Source organism: Nesterenkonia muleiensis, from assembly GCF_003600155.1.
Lineage (GTDB): Bacteria > Actinomycetota > Actinomycetes > Actinomycetales > Micrococcaceae > Nesterenkonia > Nesterenkonia muleiensis.
Window position 1 is genome coordinate 57,080 of sequence record NZ_QWLD01000016.1, and the last position, 21,667, is coordinate 78,746.

21 protein-coding genes and 2 pseudogenes are annotated in these 21,667 nt (G+C 64.3%); 19 read left to right on the forward strand and 4 right to left on the reverse strand.

The window, feature by feature from the left end; translation table 11 throughout:
- Nucleotides 1-10 precede the first annotated feature (10 nt).
- From DVO78_RS05225 to catC, 12 genes and pseudogenes are all read left to right on the forward strand, one after another.
- The gene (locus DVO78_RS05225; protein WP_120003759.1) at nucleotides 11-583 is read left to right on the forward strand and encodes a hypothetical protein; all 573 of its coding nucleotides are present in this window, start codon (nucleotides 11-13) and stop codon (nucleotides 581-583) included.
- A gap of 148 nt (nucleotides 584-731) precedes the next feature.
- A complete protein-coding gene (paaA, locus tag DVO78_RS05230; protein ID WP_120003760.1) occupies nucleotides 732-1,772 on the forward strand; it encodes a 1,2-phenylacetyl-CoA epoxidase subunit PaaA in 1,041 nt (346 codons plus the stop codon).
- 74 nt (nucleotides 1,773-1,846) lie between these two features.
- On the forward strand, nucleotides 1,847-2,191 hold the full coding sequence (paaB, locus tag DVO78_RS05235; protein WP_120003761.1) for a 1,2-phenylacetyl-CoA epoxidase subunit PaaB: 345 nt from the start codon (nucleotides 1,847-1,849) through the stop codon (nucleotides 2,189-2,191).
- Nucleotides 2,188-3,033 carry a 1,2-phenylacetyl-CoA epoxidase subunit PaaC gene (gene paaC / locus DVO78_RS05240; protein ID WP_120003762.1) on the forward strand — a complete coding sequence of 282 codons (846 nt, stop codon included), beginning with the start codon at nucleotides 2,188-2,190 and terminating at the stop codon, nucleotides 3,031-3,033. Before paaB ends, paaC begins: the two co-directional genes overlap by 4 nt.
- An 11-nt stretch (nucleotides 3,034-3,044) precedes the next feature.
- Complete coding sequence (gene paaD / locus DVO78_RS05245) at nucleotides 3,045-3,584, forward strand: 1,2-phenylacetyl-CoA epoxidase subunit PaaD (RefSeq protein ID WP_120003763.1); 540 nt, start codon at nucleotides 3,045-3,047, stop codon at nucleotides 3,582-3,584.
- The gene (gene paaE / locus DVO78_RS05250; protein ID WP_120003764.1) at nucleotides 3,584-4,762 is read left to right on the forward strand and encodes a 1,2-phenylacetyl-CoA epoxidase subunit PaaE; all 1,179 of its coding nucleotides are present in this window, start codon (nucleotides 3,584-3,586) and stop codon (nucleotides 4,760-4,762) included. The genes paaD and paaE overlap by 1 nt, the downstream gene beginning before the upstream one ends.
- A gap of 37 nt (nucleotides 4,763-4,799) precedes the next feature.
- A complete protein-coding gene (locus DVO78_RS05255; RefSeq protein WP_120003765.1) occupies nucleotides 4,800-5,570 on the forward strand; it encodes an enoyl-CoA hydratase/isomerase family protein in 771 nt (256 codons plus the stop codon).
- Nucleotides 5,571-5,618: 48 nt separating this feature from the next.
- Nucleotides 5,619-6,095 carry a LysR family substrate-binding domain-containing protein gene (locus tag DVO78_RS05260; protein ID WP_274380739.1) on the forward strand — a complete coding sequence of 159 codons (477 nt, stop codon included), beginning with the start codon at nucleotides 5,619-5,621 and terminating at the stop codon, nucleotides 6,093-6,095.
- The gene (locus tag DVO78_RS05265; protein WP_338016566.1) at nucleotides 6,092-6,817 is read left to right on the forward strand and encodes a mandelate racemase/muconate lactonizing enzyme family protein; all 726 of its coding nucleotides are present in this window, start codon (nucleotides 6,092-6,094) and stop codon (nucleotides 6,815-6,817) included. Before DVO78_RS05260 ends, DVO78_RS05265 begins: the two co-directional genes overlap by 4 nt.
- Nucleotides 6,783-6,881, forward strand: a pseudogene (locus DVO78_RS18225) (hypothetical protein); the annotation flags it as partial. The gene DVO78_RS05265 and the pseudogene DVO78_RS18225, both read left to right, overlap by 35 nt.
- A 71-nt stretch (nucleotides 6,882-6,952) precedes the next feature.
- Nucleotides 6,953-7,195, forward strand: a complete 243-nt coding sequence (locus DVO78_RS18230) for an enolase C-terminal domain-like protein (RefSeq protein WP_338016567.1) — start codon at nucleotides 6,953-6,955, stop codon at nucleotides 7,193-7,195.
- 36 nt (nucleotides 7,196-7,231) lie between these two features.
- Nucleotides 7,232-7,522, forward strand: a pseudogene (gene catC, locus DVO78_RS05270) (muconolactone Delta-isomerase).
- Nucleotides 7,523-7,737: 215 nt separating this feature from the next.
- Here catC and DVO78_RS05275 read toward each other — a convergent pair.
- Together DVO78_RS05275 and DVO78_RS05280 are read right to left on the reverse strand one after the other, a co-directional pair.
- A complete protein-coding gene (locus DVO78_RS05275) occupies nucleotides 7,738-9,273 on the reverse strand; it encodes a GMC family oxidoreductase (protein ID WP_120003767.1) in 1,536 nt (511 codons plus the stop codon).
- Between the two features lie 29 nt (nucleotides 9,274-9,302).
- Entirely contained in the window at nucleotides 9,303-10,721 is a 1,419-nt protein-coding gene (locus tag DVO78_RS05280; protein ID WP_120003768.1) for an aldehyde dehydrogenase family protein, read from the reverse strand.
- Nucleotides 10,722-10,899: 178 nt separating this feature from the next.
- On the opposite strand from DVO78_RS05280, the gene DVO78_RS05285 reads away from it, so the two are divergent.
- On the forward strand, nucleotides 10,900-11,889 hold the full coding sequence (locus tag DVO78_RS05285) for an AraC-like ligand-binding domain-containing protein (protein WP_162301567.1): 990 nt from the start codon (nucleotides 10,900-10,902) through the stop codon (nucleotides 11,887-11,889).
- Here the strand turns inward: DVO78_RS05285 and paaZ are convergent.
- A complete protein-coding gene (paaZ, locus tag DVO78_RS05290; RefSeq protein WP_120003770.1) occupies nucleotides 11,883-14,006 on the reverse strand; it encodes a phenylacetic acid degradation bifunctional protein PaaZ in 2,124 nt (707 codons plus the stop codon). The genes DVO78_RS05285 and paaZ overlap by 7 nt on opposite strands.
- A gap of 114 nt (nucleotides 14,007-14,120) precedes the next feature.
- On the reverse strand, nucleotides 14,121-14,618 hold the full coding sequence (locus tag DVO78_RS05295; protein ID WP_238385155.1) for an Lrp/AsnC family transcriptional regulator: 498 nt from the start codon (nucleotides 14,616-14,618) through the stop codon (nucleotides 14,121-14,123).
- 206 nt (nucleotides 14,619-14,824) lie between these two features.
- Here DVO78_RS05295 and pdhA point away from each other — a divergent pair, with 206 nt between their 5' ends.
- The 6 genes from pdhA to DVO78_RS05325 all read left to right on the forward strand — a co-directional run bounded on the left by pdhA (nucleotide 14,825) and on the right by DVO78_RS05325 (nucleotide 21,635).
- On the forward strand, nucleotides 14,825-16,117 hold the full coding sequence (gene pdhA / locus DVO78_RS05300) for a pyruvate dehydrogenase (acetyl-transferring) E1 component subunit alpha (protein WP_120003772.1): 1,293 nt from the start codon (nucleotides 14,825-14,827) through the stop codon (nucleotides 16,115-16,117).
- On the forward strand, nucleotides 16,117-17,163 hold the full coding sequence (locus DVO78_RS05305) for an alpha-ketoacid dehydrogenase subunit beta (RefSeq protein WP_120003773.1): 1,047 nt from the start codon (nucleotides 16,117-16,119) through the stop codon (nucleotides 17,161-17,163). The genes pdhA and DVO78_RS05305 overlap by 1 nt, the downstream gene beginning before the upstream one ends.
- 2 nt (nucleotides 17,164-17,165) lie before the next feature.
- Nucleotides 17,166-18,614: a dihydrolipoamide acetyltransferase family protein gene (locus DVO78_RS05310; protein ID WP_338016568.1), complete on the forward strand. Its 1,449-nt coding sequence runs from the start codon at nucleotides 17,166-17,168 to the stop codon at nucleotides 18,612-18,614.
- A gap of 125 nt (nucleotides 18,615-18,739) precedes the next feature.
- A complete protein-coding gene (locus DVO78_RS05315; protein ID WP_120003774.1) occupies nucleotides 18,740-19,942 on the forward strand; it encodes an acetyl-CoA C-acyltransferase in 1,203 nt (400 codons plus the stop codon).
- Between the two features lie 2 nt (nucleotides 19,943-19,944).
- Nucleotides 19,945-20,781 carry an enoyl-CoA hydratase/isomerase family protein gene (locus DVO78_RS05320; RefSeq protein WP_120003775.1) on the forward strand — a complete coding sequence of 279 codons (837 nt, stop codon included), beginning with the start codon at nucleotides 19,945-19,947 and terminating at the stop codon, nucleotides 20,779-20,781.
- Nucleotides 20,778-21,635 (forward strand): 3-hydroxyacyl-CoA dehydrogenase family protein, encoded by an 858-nt coding sequence (locus DVO78_RS05325; RefSeq protein ID WP_120003776.1) that lies wholly within the window; start codon nucleotides 20,778-20,780, stop codon nucleotides 21,633-21,635. Before DVO78_RS05320 ends, DVO78_RS05325 begins: the two co-directional genes overlap by 4 nt.
- Nucleotides 21,636-21,667 lie beyond the last annotated feature (32 nt).

A 21,667-nucleotide genomic window follows, 5' to 3' on the forward strand; every position in this document is an offset into this window, starting at 1 on the left:
GGTTCAAGCAATGCACGACTGGTTGATGGCGGTCCTGGTGGTGCTGGCTGTGACGCTTGCGGTGGTGGGGTGGCACTTCTATGACAAGCATGTGGGCAAACCCAGGAGCAGGCGCAAGGCGCTGGAGAGCAGCCTGGACACTTTGGCAGAGCACAACGTGGACATTGCTCATCACGGCACGAGCAAGCGCATCGAACAGGCAAAGCACCTCAAGAGCACTGATCAGCCCATTTCTGTCATCGATGTGCTGAACCGTGACTCACGGCTGAACCAGAGCGGGGACTGGAAGAAGCTCACCTTCCATGAGGGCTTTCACCAGGGCCCGTTCGCCGATGAGCTCACCGACCAGGAATGGCAGTTCGTCCATCAGCGCTATACACAGCTGATCGAGGAGAAGACCTCACACCGGGTCAAAGTCGAAACCCATCAACGTCTCCTGAAGGAGAATGAGAGCCGGGTCGACAAACTCACCAAAGCCTATGTGGAACAGGCCAAAGCCATTGCCGAACAGGGCGGTGACCACGACAGCGACACCTGGAACGACGAGTTCGAAACCCTGACCCGCGACGACGAGACACCGTAGCCAGGCTTCGAAAGCCCCCGCTAGCAGCCTGCGTCGTCCGGGAACACCACCGGGGCGTTTCTGCACACTCAGCCAGATCGTCGTGCGTGCTTGTTGTATATCTCACACCCCCTGTTATACTGAACGAACGGTCAGTAATTCGGGAGGTATGGCAATGGCAACTCACACACCACAGCTGCACGCAGTCGATGCGCCGGGTGAGCAGATCACCGCAGAGGCTCAGCGGGCCGCCGACGACGCCCGCCTGGGCTGGGAGCGCTTCCAGGAGCTCATCGAACAGGACAAGCGCGTCGAGCCGCGTGACTGGATGCCCAACAACTACCGGAAGACTCTTGTCCGGCAGGTCTCTCAGCATGCCCACTCCGAGATCATCGGCATGCAGCCGGAGGGCAACTGGATCACCCGCGCACCCTCGCTGAAGCGCAAGGCCGTTCTGATGGCCAAGGTGCAGGATGAGGCCGGCCATGGGCTCTATCTCTACTCCGCGGCAGAGACCCTCGGCACCTCCCGGGATCAGATGTACCAGCAGCTCTACACCGGACAGGCGAAGTACTCCTCCATCTTCAACTACCCCGCCCGCACCTGGGCAGACATCGGCGCCATCGGATGGCTGGTCGACGGAGCGGCCATCACCAACCAGGTCCCGCTGTGCCGCGCCTCCTACGGCCCCTACGGACGGGCCATGGTCCGCATCTGCAAGGAGGAGTCCTTCCACCAGCGGCAGGGCTGGGAGATCCTCTACACCCTCTCCCACGGCACCGAAGAGCAGAAGCAGATGGCCCAGAACGCAGTAGACCGTTTCTACGGCCCCGCACTGCAGATGTTCGGCCCGCCGGATGATGAGTCGCCAAACTCCCAGCAGTCCATGGCCTGGAAGATCAAGCGGTTCTCCAATGATGACCTGCGCCAGCGGTTCGTGGATATGATCGTCCCCCAGGCCGAGGCGCTGGGCCTGACCCTCCCAGACCCGGACCTGAAGTGGAACCAGAAGCGCGGCCACTACGACTACGGCGACCTGGACTGGGAGGAGTTCTTCAGCGTGGTCAAGGGCACAGGCCCGCTGAGCCACCAGCGGCTGGCCCACTACCGGGCCGCACGCGACGACGGCGCCTGGGTGCGTGAAGCGGCTGCGGCCTATGCGGCGAAACAGGCCGAAGCCGACCGCGGCAGCGCCCTGCTCCGCGCCTGAAACCGAGCGCGCCTGAGACCGAGCGCACCCGAAGCCTGCTGTGATCACCCCACGCACCCAAGGAGAGACTATTGATGTCCAAGCCGACCACAGACCAGGTCCCCGACGGCGGCGTCGTCGCCGAGGATCCGGCTGACCACAGCGTCTGGCCGCTCTGGGAGGTCTTTGTCCGATCGTCGCGCGGACTGTCCCACGTCCACGCAGGCTCGCTGCACGCTCCAGACCCGGCCATGGCGCTGCGCAACGCACGCGATCTCTACACCCGCCGCAATGAGGGCACCTCCCTCTGGGTAGTTCCGGCCGCCGAGATCACTGCCTCAGATCCGGACGCCAAGGGTGGGTATTTCGAATCTGCGCAGGGCAAGAGCTACCGCCACGCGACCTACTACACCCAGTCCGAGGGGGTGCCGCACCTATGAGCGAGGCGTTGGGATTCACCGCTGCTGACTCCGCCACCCGGATCTCCGCCGGTGAGGCCATCACCCCGGAGGAACTGCGCTCCGCAGGAGCACAGGCCGATGAGGACACCGCCCGCTACGCCCTCATCCTCGGCGACGACTCGCTCATTCTGGCGCAGCGCCTGGGGCACTGGATCTCCCGAGCCCCTGAGCTGGAGGAGGACATCGCGCTGGGCAACATCGCCCTGGACCTGTTGGGACACGCCCGGTTCTTCCTGACCTACGCCGGCACCGCCTGGGGCAAGACCGAAGACGACCTGGCCTATTTCCGTGAAGAAGACGAGTTCCGCTCAGCCCGGCTGGTGGAGCAGGACAACGGCGACTTCGCCAAGACCATTGCCCGGCAGCTGGTCTTCAGCTTTTACGCCCACGAGCTCTACCGGCGCCTGGTGGATTCCTCGGACCAGACCCTGGCCGCGATCGCTGACAAAGCCCTCAAAGAGGTCGCCTACCACCAGGATCACGCCGGGCAGTGGCTGCTGCGGCTGGCCGGGGGCACCGACGAGTCCCGGCAGCGCATGCAGGCCGGGCTGGAAGCCGTCTGGGCTTATGTGGAGGAGCTCTTCGCCGATGTGGAGCCTACCGCGGAGCTTGCCGGCACCGGCGTGGCCGTTCTGCCCTCCTCCCTCCGTGAGAACGTGATGAACGGTCTGCGACACCTCATCGATCAGGCCGGGCTGGAGATGCCCGATGTCAAGGCAGCCTTCGGCGCAGACCGGACCGGCCGGTTCTCTGAACAGCGCGGTCATATCCTGACTGAGATGCAGGTCCTGGCCCGGCGTCACCCCGGTGCCACATGGTGAGAGGAGCAGCGATGACCATCTCCGAAACCCCCAAGCTCGCTCCCGACGGTGTACGGCCCACCGCTGCAGCCGATGCCGCTGTCTGGGATGCTGCCGCGCAGGTCACCGATCCTGAGATCCCGGTGCTGACCATTGCCGACCTCGGCATTCTCCGGGCAGCTGCAGCCACCGACGACGACGGCGCCATCGTGGTCATCACCCCCACCTACTCGGGCTGTCCGGCCATGGAGACGATCACCTCTGATCTCCGCACAGCTCTGCAGCGGGCCGGCTATGCGCCCGTGAAGGTGGAGACTGTGCTGAAGCCGGCCTGGACCACCGACTGGATGACCCAGCAGGGGCGGCACAAACTGCGCGAGTACGGGATATCCCCGCCCAGCGGCTCAGCCCCGGTGCGGGACTCACCGGTGAAGGTGACCCTGAGCGTGAAATGCCCGCGCTGCGACTCACTGGACACCCGTGAGCTCTCCCGCTTCGGCTCCACCGCCTGCAAGGCGCTGTACCAGTGCCGCGGCTGCCTGGAACCCTTCGACTACTTCAAGGTGCTGTGATGACAGTAGACACCCCCGCTGCTGAGGCAGCCGCCGGAACCCGCCGCCGGGCGACCTTCAACACCCTTCGCGTCCGGGAGGTGCGGCGGCTGACCGCCGACTCGGTGGAGGTCAGCTTTGAGGTGCCCGAACACCTACAGGAGGATTTCGACTACGCCCCGGGCCAGTACGTGGCCCTGCGGGCCGAGATCGACGGCAAAGAGGTGCGCCGTTCCTATTCAATCTGCACCGAGCCGGAACCGGGCGAGATCCGGGTCGCGGTCAAGCGCGACATCGGCGGGATCTTCTCCACCTGGGTCAATGAGCAGCTGACCCCCGGTCATACCCTGGAGGTCATGAACCCCTCCGGGGCATTCGTCTCCAAAACGGCGATCACCTCGATGAACCACCCCGAGGAGCTGGCCGAGGATGCGGTGGCCCGGCGTCACGACGCCCGCCTGGTGGCCTTCGCCGCCGGCTCCGGGATCACTCCCATCATGGCCATCGCCCGGGCGGTGCTGCGCGCTTCGCCCTCGTCCACCTTTGAGCTGGTCTACGCCAACCGGTCGGCCTCCGAGGTGATGTTCGCCGAGGAGATCGGCGACCTCAAGGACCGCTACCCCTCCCGGTTCGCCGTCCACCACGTCCTGTCCCGCGAGCAGCGGCTGAACCCACTGCTGACCGGACGGATCGATCATGAGAAGCTCGGTGCCCTGCTGGAGCATGTGCTGCAGACCGGCACCACCGACGAGTGGTTCCTCTGCGGCCCCTTCGAACTGGTGCAGCTGGTCCGGGACGAGCTTGAGGCCAGGGAAGTGCCAGCGGACAAAGTGCGGTTCGAGCTGTTCACCACCGGCCGCCCCGACCGGCCCGGCGGACAGCAGGGCCGCAGGGTGCAGGCTGACCCCGGCGGGAAGACGGTGGAGATCGAATTCACCCTGGACGGGCTCACCGGGCAGGTGGAGACCCCGGCCAGCGCGCAGGAGACTGTGCTCAACGCGGCGCTGCGGTCCCGTTCCGATGTGCCGTTCGCCTGCGCGGGTGGCGTCTGCGGCACCTGCCGGGCCAAGGTGGTCTCCGGGGACTTCGAGATGCAGGAGAACTACGCACTGGAGTCTGATGAGGTGGAAGCCGGATACGTGTTGACCTGTCAGACCCGGCCCACCTCCGAAAAGCTTGTGGTCAACTACGACGCATGACCGCCGCCGGATTCCCAGCACACAAGGGGAGCAACTGATGATTGACCTGAATATTGACCACGGTGTGGCCGAAGTGGTGCTCAACGCCCCGAAGAAGCTGAACTCGTTGGATGAACAGGCCTTGGCCGAACTCGACGCCGCCTACCGGGAGGCCGAGGCCTCCGGCGTGCGCGCACTGCTGCTGCGTGGTGAGGGCCGCGGCTTCTGCGCCGGTCGGGACATCTCTGGTGTCACCCCGGCCGACGACGACGTCCAGGGCTACCTGGGCGAGAAAGTCACCCCGCTGCTGCGCAGGATGGCGACCTTTGAGGCTCCGACCTTTGCCGCAGTCCACGGGCCCTGCCTGGGGGTGGGACTGGGCCTGGCGATTGCCACTGATGTTGTCTATGTGGCCGAGGACGCCAGAATCGGCTCGCCGTTCGCCTCCCTGGGGGCCACCCTGGACTCCGGGGGGCACGCCCTGTTCGTGGAGCGCCTCGGCGCCCACCGCACCTTGGACCTGATCTACACCGCAGAACTGATCTCCGGGGCCGAAGCGGTGGCCTCCGGACTGTTCTCACGGGCCGTGCCGGCCGATCAGCTGGTGGAGTTCACCCGCCAGAAGGCCCGTACAGCCGCTGAAGGGGCAACCCTGGCCTTCCGGGAGTCCAAGAAGCTGGTCGCCCGGATCCGCGATGAGCGCATCGGCCTGTGGGAGTCCCTGGACGAGGAGAACCGCGCCCAGGCCGCGCTCTGCTCCTCTGCCGACTATGCCGAGGGCTTCGACGCCTTCCAGTCTAAACGCGCACCTCAGTTCCACGGAAGATAGCTCCTTGCTGATCCTGCACTACTGAGACAGCCTGAGGCTGAGCTGCACATCGCACTGCCTGCGGAGCACCGCTTAGCCGAACAGGACGACGTCTCTGTGGAGAGCCTGCGCGGGGAGCCGATGGTGTCCTACCCCAGTGACTCGGCGGTCGCGATGATCACTCATGAGCTCTGCCGCGCGGCGTGGTTCAAGCCCAAGGTGCTGCAGGTGGTTAGTGAAACCTCCACCCTGATATCGCTGGTTGCCGGCGGCAGTTGTGTGGCGGTGGTTCCTCAACCTGTTTCCGCACTGGGCACACCCGGTGTGGTCTTCCGCAGAATCAGGGGCAGTCCGAGCGTCGATCTCGCCGTCGCCTGGCGCAGTGGAGACCGGCGCCCGCTGCTCGAAGCGCTGATCGATGTCATCCGGGCCTCCGTGCAGCATGCAGAATCGGCCCATTCGTCTCCGACCCGCAGTCTTGCGTCACCCCACGGGGCGGCCGAGGCAGCAACCCCCTTCAACAATGACAGTGAGAGCCAGCGATGAAGATCACCGCTATCGAATCAGTTCCCTACACGATTCCGTCCACCCGGCCGTTGAGGTTCGCATCGGGAGAAGTCACCGAAGCTAATCATGTGTTGGTGAAGATCCACACCGACACCGGCATCAGCGGAGTATCGGACACCCCTCCGCGTCCGTTTACCTACGGCGAGACTCAGGGTTCTGTGATCTCAGTGATCCAGGACATCTTCGCCCCACAACTTGTCGGGATGAACCCCCTCGATCGGGAGAAAGCTCGATCAGTGATGGCACGCACCCTCAACAACGCCACAGCAAAAGGCTCGCTGGACATTGCCCTGTGGGATATTCTCGGCAAAATTCTCCAGATTCCAGTCAGCCAGATGCTGGGTGGCTTCACCGACCGACTGGCAGTCTCCCACATGCTGGGCTTCAAAGCAGCCGATGAGCTGGTGGACGAAGCGGTGCAGATGCGCGAAAGCTATGGCATCTCGACCTTTAAGCTCAAGGTTGGACGGAGGCCCGTCGCCCGCGATGTGGAGGCCGCCCGAGCCCTGAGGGGTTTCTTCGGTGACAAGGTTGATCTGTACATGGACGCCAACCGGGGATGGACCGCAGCCGAGACTGGGCGGGTGCTGGAACAGATCACAGAGCTGGACATTCAGTTTTTTGGAGGAACCGAACGACGCCGCCCAACATCTGGGACGCCGCTGGGTGACCTCACGTGCGGCAATCCCCATCGCCGCTGACGAATCAGCTCCCGACCTCGCCTCAGCAGCCCGCGAATTAACCACCGCCGGGGCTGATCTCTTGACGATCAAGACCGCCCGCACCGGCTTCACCGATTCCAGTCGAATCGTGGGGTTGGCAGAGATGGGCTGGGAGTGGAACTCTACATCGGCAACCAGATCGACATCCGAGTCGGCAGCGCGGCCTCGGTCGCTTTCGGCGCAGCTTTCGCGTCAAGGTCTCGACGTGCTGCAGAGCTGGCCAACTTCCTCGATATGGAAAACGACCTCATTGCCGAACCGTTGACGATCGTGAATGGCTCGATCTTGATCCGGGAGACCCCCGGCGTGGGAAACGCCATTGATGAAGACAAACTTCAGCACTATAGAACAGACTGAACCGATCCCCGTCCCGAGTGTGTGAGGAGAACTCCGATGAAGTACCTAGTACAGATGAATGTCGACATTCCCCGAGAATTGCCCGCCCAGGAACGCAGCGAGATCGTCGCCAGGGAGAAGGAGTACTCCCAGCAGCTTCAGCATCAGGGAAAATGACCAGGAATCTGGCGAGTAGTCGGTGAATACTCCAACTATTCGATCTTTGACGTCGGCGGACACGACGAGCTGCACCAGATACTGCAGGGGCTTCCGCTGTTCCGGTATATGGCTATCCGCGTCACCCCCTTGGCCCAGCATCCCTCCGACATCAAAGCTGAGGAATTATAAGGCTTTCTGCCGTCGTTGGCGCCCAGCAAGTGTCGAGCAGCCGAAAGTCTGGGGGCTCACCAGGCCCTTCGAGATCGACGGGCGGGTCAGGAGGCTGACACCAGAACCGCCGAGAACCTGCAGACCCCCTGCTGATGCACGGTGCGGGAATCATCGTAGATCTACCAGAGTGAAGAACTCTGATGTTCTCCAGCCCAGACTCGGGGCCGAGGATTCTAGAAGGGAGTCGTGCCGGTGATCGCCGCAGCGGCTTTCTCGCCGATGAGCACCGATGGCGCATTGGTATTTCCGGAGGTCACCTGCGGCATGATGGAAGCATCAGCGACTCGCAGTCCCTTCACTCCCTGTACTCGCAGTGTTTCCGGGTCAATCACAGACATTTCGCTGGTACCCATGGCGCAGGTCCCTACCTGGTGGTGATAGGTCGTCGTGGTGTTGCGGATATAGTCGATCAGCTCATCGTCGGAGTCGCCGACATCGGGGCCCGGGAAGATCTCCCGCGCTTCCCATTCGCCCAAGGCCGGCTGAGACGCGATGGACCGGCACTGGCGCAACGAGTAGAGCATCGCCTCCAAGTCCTGGGACTCGGTGTAAGCACCCAGCCGGATCTGTATCGGATCGTCGGGATCTGGCCCTGACAGCGTCAGAGAGCCGCGGGAGACCGGGCGCACAATCCCCGCCAGAAGCGAGAACCCTTCTTCCGGACCCTCCATCAGGGTTCCGGCGGTGTTGGTGTACATCGGCACAGAGAAGAAGATCGGCTGCGTATCCGGTACTGGTTTCTCAGCGCTGGACCTGTCCCAGTAATGGACTTGGGCAGCCGCGACCTCAGGGGGCGGAAGTTGCTTCTCAGTAGTGCACACCACAGGGGTGAGCAGGTGATCATGGAGGTTTTGTCCGACTCCGGGCGACTCCACGGCACTTTCTATGCCCACCTCCTGCAGGTGTTCTGCTGGTCCGATCCCGGACCGCAGCAGAAGCTCAGGAGAGCCAATGGCTCCAGCGCTCAGCACCACCTCATCAGCGGTGTAGGTGAAAACCTGACCGTCCTTGTCGAACTCGGCACCAGTCACAGCGCCGTCGCTGATCAGCAGCTTCCGCGCTCGAGTTCGAGGGTTCACGCTCAGCCTGGGGTGATCCAGCACCGGCTTGAGGTAAGCGCGCCAGGTATTGAACCTGATGCCATCTCGAATATTGAGCTGCATCCAGCCCACACCGTCAACCGAACCGGCATTGTAATCGCGGTTCTCTGGGATGCCCTCCTGGACGGTGGCTTCGTACATCGCCTTCTGGATCGGGTGACGGGGATAGTCAGTGGTGACGTCCAGCAACCCATGGCGCCCTCGCACCTGGGGATCTCCGTCTACGAAAGACTCGATGGCCTTGAAGTAGGGCAACACCTCATCCCAGGACCAGCCGGTGCAGCCAGATTCTGCCCACGCGTCATAGTCCCACCGGTCACCACGAACCCATATGGTGGCATTCAGCGCGTGTGAACCTCCCAGCACCTTGCCCCGGGGGATGTGCACTTGGCGGCCGTTGAGCTCTGGCTCAGGCTCGGTGAAGTAGTTCCAATCCTCAGGTGCGCCCCACAGCATCCCCAGTCGTGATACGTCATCGATATCAGGATTGCTGTCTTCACCGCCAGCTTCAACCATCCGGACGCTGTGTCCGGCGTCTAGGAGCCGCCGGGCCAGCACACAACCGGCCGATCCTGCACCGATGATCAGAAAATCAGTATGGGTGTCCATGGAGAGTCCCTTTCGAACGTGAACGGTGGCTACTGGCTGATGATGTGGGGTTGGCTGACTTCTTTGAGGCCTTCGAGGCCGAATTCGAGGCCGAAGCCGGATTCGCGGGCTCCGCCGAAGGGCACCCGGGGGTCGATGGCGCCGTGTTTGTTGATCCAGGTGGTGCCAGCCACCAAGCGGGAAGCCACTTCCTCAGCCCGGTCAGGGTTGGAGGACCAGACCGAGGAGCCCAGGGCCTCGGTCAGGGAGTTGGCCCATTCAATGGCCTGGTCGAGGTCGGTGTATTTGATGATCGGCAGAGCCGGGCCGAACTGCTCCTCGACCACCAGCGGGTTCTGCGGGTCAATATCAGCGATCAGTGTGGTGGGATAGAAATAACCGGCGGTGTTGCGCTCTGGCTCTGCGCCGATCAGCACCCGCGCCCCGGAGTCCTTGGCGGCGGTGACCAGACGGTCGACGATCTCCCACTGGGCTTTGTTCTGCAGCGGGCCCAGGACGTTCTGTTCCTCCAGCCCCACCCCCATGGGCATATTCTTGGCGACCTCCACCAGCGCCTGGCAGACCTGGTCATAGAGCGGCTCGGGGACATAGAGGCGTTTCAGCGCGGCACAGGTCTGACCGGTGTTGATGAACGCTCCCCAGAACAGGTCTTCGGCGATGGCCTCGGGGTCGGCATCCTCCAGCACGATCCCGGCATCATTGCCGCCCAGTTCCATAGTCAGCCGCTTCACCGTATCAGCGGCGGCCTTGATGATGCTCCTACCAGTTGCAGTGGAGCCGGTGAACATGATCTTGGCAACATCAGGGTGCCGGCTAAGCCGGTCTCCCACCTCTCCTCGGCCGGGTACGGCGATGAGCACCTCCTGCGGCAGTGCGGTGTTGAGCACCTCCACCAGGGCCAGCACACTCAGCGGGGTGTAGCCGGAGGGCTTGATCACCACGGTGTTGCCCTGACGCAACGACGGGGCGAGCTGCCAGATCGAGATCATCATCGGCCAGTTCCATGGCCCGATGGCACCCACCACGCCCAAGGGGCGCCAATGCAGAACAGCCTTACCGGAATCGTCATCGACCAGGACCTCAGGCTCCAGGGTGAACTCCGCAGTAGCACGCAGCCAGGCCACACATGCACCCACCTCAAACCGGGCGTTGGGGCCGTTGAGCGGCTTGCCCTGCTCCTGGGAGAGCAGACGGGCCAGCCCCTCAGCATGGGTCTCGATGGCATCAGCAGCAGAGTGAAGGAGCTGAGAACGCTGCTGGTCACTGCGGGCCGCCCATCCCGGCTGAGCCGCCTTGGCCCGTGCCACAGCGGCATCAAGATCCTCGACAGAGGCCTCAGGTGCGCGCCCCACCGATTCCCCGGTGGCCGGATCAAAGACCTCACGGCCGCCCTCGGCCGGCTGGACACGTCTGAACAGGTCTTGAAAGTCAGCAGTCTGCGCACTCATGAATCGGGCTCCTAACAGCGGTGTCTGTTCTGGTGATCACTCTCAGACTGTCCGACATGAAGGTCTTATTCTCGACACCTGGCGCACAGAACTGTGCTCAAGACGCATTTATGTGTTGCGCATCACAGAGCATGGAATGATGGGCAGAGCAGTAACGTCGGAGAAAGGTCAATTCACCATGGGGACCGCATCGCTCGCACCGTCATCATTCACCAGCACCTCCCTGGCCCCCGCCGAGCGGTTCGATGCATGGCAGAGTGCGGTCAGCTCCGCTTTCGTGCCGCTGAAAGCCGCCGCCCAGGATCCCGAGTCGTTTGACGGTTACCTCCGGGGTCAGGCGCTGGGCCTGGTGGCGGTCACCGAAGTCGGCGGTGACCCGGTGTACGTGAAGCGGAACCGCCAAAGCATCGCTGCGGGCAATCCCGGAGTGTACAAGTTTGCCCTGCAGCGTACCGGGACCTGCTTGGTGCGCCAAGGCCAGCGCGAGGCACTGCTGACCCCCGGAGACCTGGTCGTCTATGACACGACTCGTCCTTACGACCTCACCTTCGGCGGCCACTACAGCATGTTCGTGGTCCAGATTCCGCACGAGAATCTGGGATTGAGCCAGGAGCAGGCCGGCGCACTCATGGCTCAGAGAATTCCCGGCGGAGAAGGACTCGGAGCACTGACCTCTTCGTTGCTGACCAGTCTCAGTCAGCAGCTTGAGAAGGAGGAGATGGCCGCGGACCCACGAGCTGCGGCGGCAGTGCTGCAGCTGGTTCAGGCAACATTATTGGCATCTGTGCGGCCCACCCCAGGGGTGCCGACTCGAGACGTGGTCTATCTCGAGGCAGTCAGCTACATCGACAAGCATTTGAGAGATCCGGGGCTCTCTGTCAGCTCAGTGGCCCACTCACTGCATGTCTCGATCCGCTACCTCCAGATGGTCTTTGCCGATGAAGGCACCACATTCAGTGAGTGGGTGCGGCGGCGGCGCCTGGAGCACTGCCGCGTGGAGCTCAGCGACGCCGGTCAACGGTCTCGACCAGTCAGCGCCATCGCAGCCCGCTGGGGATACGCTGATGCCTCAAGTTTCGCCCGTTCGTTCAGAAGCGCCTACGGAACGACGCCGACGGAGTACCGTGACAGCGTCCTGGACGAGCCTTCGGAGCCGCGGCGTCATTGAGCCCAGCCAGGAGTCTCCTTGGCAACTCGGGTGAGCACATCGTAGGTGGCCACGATCTCGTCGTTCTGGTTGTGCAGCACCGTGTCCCACCGGACCTCTCCGTAGTCGTCGGTCTCCCGCGGGGTGATCTGTTTAGCAGTCAAGGTGACACGGATAGCGTCGTCGTAGGTCACCGGGGTGAGGAAGCTGAGATTCTCCAGTCCGGTGTTGGCCAGCACCGGACCCGGGGCGGGCTCCACGAACAGCCCTGCGGCCCAGGAGACTAGCAGGTAGCCGTGGGCCACCCGGCGGGGGAAGAACGGGTTCGCCGTGGCCGCCTCCTCATTGGTGTGGGCATAGAACGTATCCCCGGTGAACTCAGCGAAAGCGTTGATGTCCTCCAGCCGGACCTCACGCAGCCCGGAGGCGAACTGGTCACCGATGCGCAGCTCAGAGAGCGGTTTGCGGAACGGGTGCACAGCACTGCCGTCGGCCACAGTCGCCGGTGTGACGGTGCGCGCTTCGGCACCCCGGTGCCAGACCCCGGTAATGCCGGTGAGCAGATCCGGGGTGCCCTGGAGAGCAGTGCGCTGCATGTAGTGCTTGACTCCGCGCATTCCGCCAAGCTCCTCCCCACCGCCGGCGCGGCCAGGACCACCATGCACCAGATGCGGGAGAGGGGAGCCATGCCCTGTGGAGGTCTTGGCGTCATCGCGGTCCAGCAGGTGAACCCTGCCGTGGTGGGAGCCGATGCCACGGACGAACCGCCCGGCGATCTCCGGATCATGGGTGCACACCGTGGCCACCAGGGAACCACCGCCCAGGGCAGCCAGCTCCACGGCGTCGTCGATATCGGTGTACCCCAGCACCGAGGTGACCGGCCCGAAGGCCTCCACCTGATGCACCTCAGGGGTACGGGCATCACTGAACCTCAGGGTGGTGACCGGATAGAAGGCCCCCTCCGCGGGGTATTGACCAGTGGCCTCCGGCCCACCGAAACAGACCTCTCCCCCAGCCCCGACCAGACGCTTCACCGCCTGTGAGACTTCCTGCTGCTGATCCTTCGACGCCAGGGCTCCCACAGTGGTGGCAGCATCACGCGGGTCACCGAGCACCGCCCGGGACTCCACCCGGGTGCGCAGCGCGGTCACGACGGCGTCGACGTGCTCGCTGGGCACGATGGTGCGCCGGATCGCCGTGCACTTCTGGCCAGCCTTGACTGTCATTTCCTGCACCACCGCCTTGATGAAGGCCTCAAACTCCGGGGTGCCCGGCCCAGCATCGGGACCGAGGATAGCCGCGTTGAGGGAATCGGTCTCGGCGGTGAAGCGTACGCCCTCATCCTGCACATTCGGATGCGAGCGCAGAACGTTGGCCGTGCCCGCCGACCCGGTGAAGGCCACGTGATCACGGTAGTCCAGGTGGTCCAGCAGATCACGGGCAGACCCGGAGATCAGCTGCAGTGCCCCCTGGGGCAGCAGTCCGGAGTCCAGCATGATCCGGACACAGGCCTCTGTCACATAGGCGGTCTGGCTGGCCGGCTTGACGATAGTGGGCACTCCGGCGATGAGACTGGGGGCGAGTTTCTCCAGCATGCCCCAGACCGGGAAGTTGAAGGCGTTGATCTGTACGGCCACCCCGGTGAGCCGGGTGTAGATATGCTCGCCGATGAAGCTGCCGTCGCGGGAGAGCTGCTCAACGTTCCCGTCGATGATCACATTGGAGTTGGGGAGTTCCTTCCGCGCCTTGGATGAGTAGGCGAAGAGCGTTCCGATGCCGCCGTCGACATCGACCAGATGATCTTTTCGGGTCGCACCGGTCTTGTCCGAGAGGTCATAGAGCAGATCCTTGTGCTCACCGAGGTGAAGGGCCAGTTGCTTCAGCAGCAGTGCGCGCTGGTGGAAGGTCAGCTCCCCCAGACCACGCTGACCCACCGAACGGGCGTACTCCACCGCCGATGAGGTGCTCAGTCCGTCTGTGGAGACACGGCTGACCAGCTCACCTGTGGAGGCATCAAGGACTTCTGTGACCCGCTGCGGTTCTTCCGGGACCCACCAGCTGCCGGCGATGTAACTGGGGAGGACTCGCAAGCTCTCCGACACTGAACTGTTTGCTCGCGCTGAACTGTCGACGGTCATGTATGTCCTCATTCCACTCTTACGGCTCTCGGCACTACGCGATACCGACCAATCGGTCAGTATTTATGGCATCTTACCGTGCCCTCTGTCACATTTCGAATGAGACTGAGCAGATCAGGAGGGAAGAGGGTTCGGACCAGTATGGACATGCTGGAAGTGGTCGTCGAAGATCAGCGCCGTCTGAGTGCTCTGCACACACTGCAAGGACTGTATCCGCTCAAAGATGACCCGGCGCAGATCCTCCACTGTCCGAGTGCGGACCAGGAGAACGGCGTCATACTGTCCGCCGACCAAGGCCACATGGCGCACAGCCGGATCTTCTGCCAGTGCACTGCGGAGAACCTCCCAATCGTCCTGCTTCAACGTCACGAAGACATAAGCCGCCGTCTCCAATCCGGCGGCACGGGGGTCGATCACCGCCGTATACCCCTGCAGCACCCCGGCCGAGCGCAGACCCGCGATCCGCTCATAGGCGCTGGCCCGGGAGAGATGCAGCTCCTGGGCGATGCTTGTCACAGACTTTCGCGCATCCCTGCTCAGCGCAGTGAGGATCGCATGGTCGGTGGCGTCCAGGTCCCGCCTCGTCTTCGCCGAGCCTGTGCTAGTCGGCAACGAGGTCGCCTTGCTGTCCAGCATGCCATTCATAGTTTTGGACACTATCAGCACAGGACCACCTGATCGAATCATTTCGTCCAGATTTATCCACCTGGTAGAAGAAGAAGTCTGCTATTCGCCCAAATGGTGGCGGACACTCTGATCGATCACCCACACTTAAAAACAGCTATGAGTCAGGTCACATATGCAGACGAGAGGGCGAGATGACCGACAACACGACACCCCACGCATCACCACCCTCGGCGGACAACAGGGCCGACACCTCGCCGACGGCCGTAGACTCCGGGCCACACAGCCTGGTCTCTCCCGCTGCCGGTCACGAGAAGGCCGAGCACGCCTCCAGGATTCTGGAAGCCAGCCGGAGCTTCGGCATCACTGCGGAGCAGTACATGCTTCCGGCGCAGCAGCAGATCCGGATGCTGGACCCGGACGGCAGCCTGGTTCCCGAGGAGCAGCAGGGCACCGGCCCCGGGCACGAATACCCGATCCCGGAGGACGATGTGCTGCTGAAGGCATACACCTCCCTGGTGGCCGGCCGCCGCATCAATGATCAGAACTACGCCTTGGTCCGGCAGGGCCGGATGGCTGTCTACCCCTCCTCGCACGGCCAGGAAGCCTGCCAGGTGGGCGCCGCACTGTGCCTGGGCGAGGGCGACTGGATGTTTCCCACCTACCGCGACTCAGTAGCCGTGATCTCCCGCGGAGTGGACCCGCTGGACGTGATGGTCTCCTTCCGCGGGGACTGGCACTGCGGCTACGATCCCAAGGCCTACCGGGTGGGAGCGATGTCCACCCCGCTGACCACCCAGCTGCTGCACGCGGTCGGTGTGGCCCATGCCGCCAAGCTGCGCGGTGAGGACACCGTGGTGCTTGCCATGTGCGGCGACGGGGCCACTTCCGAGGGCGACTTCCACGAGGCGCTGAACTTCGCCGCCGTCTTCGAGGTGCCGGTGGTGTTCTTTGTGCAGAACAACGGCTATGCCATCTCGGTGCCGCTGTCCAATCAGTCCGCCGCCCCCTCCCTGGCGCATAAGGCCATCGGCTACGGGCTCGCCGGGGAGCAGGTGGACGGCAATGACATGGTGGCCGTGCTGGCCACCCTGCGCCGGGCAGTGCACCTGGCCCGGGAGAACTCCATGCCGCTGCTGCTGGAAGCCGTCACCTACCGGATGCAGGCCCACACCAACGCCGATGATGAGACCCGCTACCGCGACCGGGAGGAAGTGGAGCAGTGGAAGCGCAAGGATCCGCTGCTGCGCATGCAGAAGCTCCTCACCGCCAAGGGGCTGCTGGACGAGGCCGCCGAGACCCAGATCGCCGCAGCCGCCGAGGAGGTGGCCGCCTCACTGCGCCAGGCGATGTCCGCCGAGCCGGAGGAGGATCCGCTGGAGATCTTCGACCACGTCTACACCGAACCCACTGCCCAGCTGAGCGCCCAGCGGTCACAGCTGGCCGATGAACTGGCAGGCGTCGACGCCGAGGAGGGCACCCGCTGATGAGCACCGCGACAGCAACGGAAGCCACCACCTTCGCCTCCGCCCTGAACACCGCGATGTCTGACGCCATGGAGGAAGATGACTCCGTGGTGGTCTTCGGCGAGGACGTCGGCACCCTGGGCGGGGTCTTCCGGATCACCGACGGGCTGACCACACGCTTCGGGGAGAACCGCTGCTTCGACACCCCGCTGGCCGAGTCCGGAATCGCCGGAACTGCGGTGGGCATGGCCATCAACGGGATGCGCCCGGTGATCGAGATGCAGTTCGACGCCTTCGCCTACCCGGCCCTGGAACAGGTCTTCAGCCATATCGCCAAGATGGCCAACCGCACCCGGGGACGGGTCCGCCTGCCGATCGTCATCCGCATTCCCTACGGCGGCGGAGTGGGCGGGGTGGAGCACCACTGCGACTCCTCCGAGGCCTACTACGCACACACCGCCGGACTGAAGGTCTTCACCCCAGCCACCGTGGCCGATGCTTACCTGATGCTGCGCGAGGCCATCGACACCGAGGATCCGGTGGTGTTCTTCGAGCCTAAGAAGCTCTACTGGTCCAAGGCCGGCGAGGACCTCTCCGCGCTGCGCCAGCAGTACGAATCCTCCGCGGATACCGCCGGAGCCGAGAGTCCGCGGGTGGGACCCACCGGCAATGCCAAGGTGGTCCGTGAGGGCACCGATGTCTCGATCATCAGCTACGGGCCCTCGGTCTCCACTGTGCTGAAGGCTGCTGAAGCCGCCGCTGAGGACGGGATCTCCGCCGAGGTGCTGGACCTGCGTTCCGTGGTGCCCTTCGATGAGGAGGCCCTGGTGTCCACTGTGGAGAAGACCGGCCGCGCCGTGGTGGTGGCCGAGGCCCAGGGCTTCGTCTCAGTGGCCAGCGAGATCACCGCCCGGATCCAGGAGCGCTGCTTCCATTCCCTGGCCTCTCCGGTGCTCCGGGTCACCGGCTTCGATATTCCCTATCCGGCGCCGAAGCTGGAGGAGCACCACCTTCCCAGTGTGGACCGGATCCTCGATGCCCTCGACGAACTCCAGTGGGAGGACTGAGCATGACCACTTTCAATCTGCCCGATCTGGGCGAGGGCCTCACCGAGGCCGTGCTGCTGAACTGGCTGGTGACCGAGGGGGATCCCGTGGAGGTGGACCAGCCCATCGCAGAGGTGGAGACTGCCAAATCCGCCATTGAGGTACCTTCCCCCTATGCCGGTACGGTCCAGACCCTGCACGGCGAGGTCGGAGAGACTCTCGAGGTGGACAAACCGCTGATCACGGTCACGACAAAGGGCGACGACGCACCATCAGCTGCCGCTGACAAAGGCGCAGGTGCCTTGTCCTACCGTGAGGAGGAGCGCGCAGGCACCGCCGCGCCTGAGGAAGCTGAATCGGAAGGCTCCGGGAACGTGCTGATCGGTTACGGCACCTCAGCATCCAGCAACGGACGACGACGCCGCCGCAGACGGCAGGTGCCCACGCAGGCCGCACCGGGCGAGACTGCCCCGGGCGAACCCCAGCTGGTGGAGGCCACCCCTACTCAGACTCCACCCGTGGAGGCCACGCCCTCCGGTTCGGCCAAGGCGCCCCGGGTCTCCTCTCCCCTGGTGCGCAAACTGGCTCGGGAGCAGGGCGTGGCCCTGGACTCGCTGCCCGGCAGTGGGCCGGACGGGCTGATCATGCGCCAGGACGTGCTCACTGCCGCTGGCGCTTCCGCCGACGGGGTGGCCGGCTCTCCAAGTGAGCCTGTCGCAGCCCGGGCCGCTGGGGCGTCGTCGTCGGCTGATACCGACCCGGCCACAGGATTGGCCGTGCGTGAGCAGACCCCGGTGACCGGGATCCGCAAGGCGATCGCCACCAAGCTTTCGCAGTCACGGGCCGAGATCCCGGAGGCCACCGTTTGGCAGGACATCGATGTCACCGCGCTGCTGGACCTCCGCACACGGCTGAAGGCCTCGGATCAGGGGGCGCCCTCGGTGCTGGCGTTCCTCTCCCGGTTCGTGATCGCCGGGCTGCAGCGCCACCCTGAGCTGAACTCCCGGATCGACTCCGATGGGACTGGTGAGACCATCACCCAGTTCCAAGGGGTGAACCTGGGCTTCGCCGCACAGACGCCTAAGGGGCTGCTGGTTCCGGTGCTGCGTCACGCGGAGCAGCACTCCGCCCGGGTGCTGCATACCGAGATTCGCCGGCTGGCTGAGGCCGGCCGGGAAGGCACACTCTCCGGCACAGAGCTCTCCGGCGGTACGTTCACGGTGAACAATTATGGGGTCTTCGGCTCCGACGGAGCCACCCCCATCATCAACCATCCGGAGGCCGCGATCCTGGGCATCGGCCGCATTATGGACCGGCCTTGGGCGGTGGACGGTCAGCTTGCTGTGCGCAAGGTGACCACCTTGACCCTGGCCTTTGACCACCGCGTCTGCGACGGCGGGGCAGCAGGCGGGTTCCTGGATTTCGTGGCCACCTGCATGGAGAACCCCGCTGCCGCATTGACAGATCTGTGAGCATCCCGTCAGCTGCTTGCACTCCAGGCATCACGGCCAGGCTGCAGAGCCGTGTGATTGACGCCATAGTCAGCTCATGACAAGGTATTAGTGAACGGTCGGTCAGTAAATCGGAGGTTCTCACCGTGACTCACGCTGCTTTTCTGGTGTCAGGGACCCGCACGCCGGTGGGCCGCTACGGCGGCGCGCTCTCTTCGGTGCGGCCCGATGACCTCGCCGCCCTGGTGATCCGCCAGGTGGTAGAAGACTCCGGGGTGCCTTCGGCGGAGGTCGACGAGGTGATCCTCGGCAATGCCAACGGGGCAGGCGAGGAGAACCGCAATGTCGCCCGGATGGCCTGGCTGCTGGCCGGCTTCGAGGACTCAGTGCCGGGGATCACGGTCAACCGACTGTGCGCCTCCGGGCTCTCCGCCATCGCCGCCGCCCAGCAGATGATCGCCGCCGGGGCTGCCGATATCGTCGTCACCGGCGGGGTCGAGTCGATGTCGCGGGCACCGTGGGTGCTGGCGAAGCCGGAGAAGCCCTTCGCCAAGCCCGGTGAGCTGGTAGACACCTCCATCGGCTGGCGGTTCATCAACTCTGAGCACCTCAAACATGACAAACGCACCTTTTCTATGCCGGAGACCGCCGAGGAGGTCGCTCGGGTGGACGGAATCTCTCGGGAGGAGGCCGACGCCTTTGCCCTGCGCTCCCAACGGCGCGCCTGCGCCGCGCAGGAAGCCGGACACCTGCGCCGTGAGATCACTCCGGTCCAGGTCCCCGGCCGTAGGGGCTCGGTCACCGTGGTCGACACCGACGAAGGGCCGCGTCCTGAGACGACCGCGGAAGCGCTGGCCGGGCTGCGACCGGTGGTGGCCGGCGGAGCTGTGGTCACCGCCGGGAACTCTTCATCGCTGAATGACGGCGCCTCGGCCGTCATCGTCGCTTCCGAGCGTGCGGTGCAGAAGTACGGGCTGACTCCGCGAGCCCGTGTGGTCGGCTCTGCCAACGCCGGTGTTCCTCCCGAAGTCATGGGCATTGGCCCGGTGCCGGCCACCCAGAGAGTCTTGGAACGTGCCGGCTGGCAGTTGGAGGATCTGCAGGCCGTTGAGCTCAATGAGGCCTTCGCCACCCAGTCTCTGGCCTGCATCCGCCGGCTGGGCCTGGATGAGGAGATCGTCAACGCTGACGGCGGTGCCATCGCCCTGGGCCACCCGCTGGGGTCCTCAGGTTCACGGATCGCCCTGACTCTGCTGCGGCGGATGGAGGACGATGGCCTGACCCGGGGGCTGGCCACCATGTGCGTGGGAGTCGGTCAGGGCTCGGCCATGCTGCTGGAAAGGGTGTGACCATGACTGTGCTGGAACCCGAGAGCTTCTCCACGCTGCAGCTCAATGAGTCCGCAGACCGGGTCTATGCCCGGTTGGAACGGCCCGCCAAGCGCAATGCCATCGACTCAGAGATGATCGCGGAGCTGCACACGCTCTGCGCCTATCTGGAGGAACAGCCGAAGATCCTGGTCCTTTCGGGCACTGAGGTCAACGGCAAGGGGATCTTCGCCTCCGGGGCTGATATCGGTCAGTTGCGCGAACGCCGTCGCGCCGATGCCCTGCGGGGTATCAACTCTGCCTGCTTTGACCGGCTGGCTAAGCTTCCCATGCCAGTGATCGCCGCCATCGACGGCTATGCCCTGGGCGGCGGGGCAGAACTGGCCTGGGCCGCTGATTTCCGGGTCGCCACTTCTCGGGTCAAAGTCGGCCAGCCGGAGACCGGCCTGGGCATCATTCCCGCTGCAGGGGCCCTGTGGCGACTCAAGGAGCTCTCCGGTGAGTCTTTGGCCAAGGAGATTCTGTTCGCAGGCCTCATCCTCAGCGCCGACGAGGCGCTGGCCCACGGTCTGGTCAGCTCAGTGCACGAGCCCGACGATCTGCTCGAGGCCGCAGACGCTCTGGCAGACCGCATCGCTGATCAGGACCCGCTGGCTGTCCAAGTCTCCAAGCGGGTTTTCGCCATGCCCCGGGAGGCCCATCCGCATGTGGATGACCTGGCCCAGGCCATCCTGTTTGAGTCTCAGGCCAAGTTCGACCGCATGCAGGCATTCCTCGATCGGAAGAACACCGGCGGCACCAACTCTGACCGCCAGAAGACTGAACGCAAAGAAACATCCTCCGAGGAGTCCACAGCATGACCGCTTCACTTCCATCACATGCCGGTGTTCTGGGCGGCGGACGTATGGGCGGCGGGATCGCCCACGCGTTGCTGATCTCAGGTGCCGCCGAGGTGGTCGTCGTCGAAGTCAACGACGACGCCGCAGAGGCCGCACGTGAGCGCATCACCGCTGACGTGCAAGCTTCCCTGGACCGGGGCAAGATCTCTGGAGAGCTCACCGAGTGGTCCGGCAAGCTGACTATGAGCACCGACTACGCAGATTTCTCCCGCTGCGGACTGGTCATTGAGGCCGTGCCTGAGGATCAGGGCCTCAAAGTCGCTGCCCTGACCCGGGTGGAGCAGCAATTGGGCACAGACGCCTATCTGGCGACGAACACCTCATCGATCGCCGTCACCGACCTCGCGAAGAACCTGCAGCGTCCCGAGCAGTTCTGCGGTCTGCACTTCTTCAACCCGGTGCCGGCCTCCACACTGGTCGAGGTCGTCCTCGCCGAACAGACCGGATCCGAGCTCAAAGCCCTAGCACCCGGCTGGGTGGAGGCTCTGGGCAAGACCCCGGTAGCGGTCAAGGACGCTCCCGGCTTCGCCTCCTCCCGGCTGGGCGTAGCCATCGGCCTGGAGGCCATCCGCATGCTGGAGGAGGGGGTCGCCAGCGCTGAGGACATCGACAATGCCATGGTGCTGGGCTATAAGTTCCCCATCGGTCCCCTGGCGCTGACTGACATCGTGGGCCTGGATGTGCGCCTAGGAATAGCCGAGTACCTGCACTCCACCCTGGGTGAGCGGTTCGCGCCCCCGCAGCTGATGCGCGATATGGTCAGCCGCGGGGAGCTGGGCCGTAAGACCGGCAGAGGCTTTTACACCTACGAGTAGATCTGGGCTGGCCACCTGCATCGCCGCAAAGG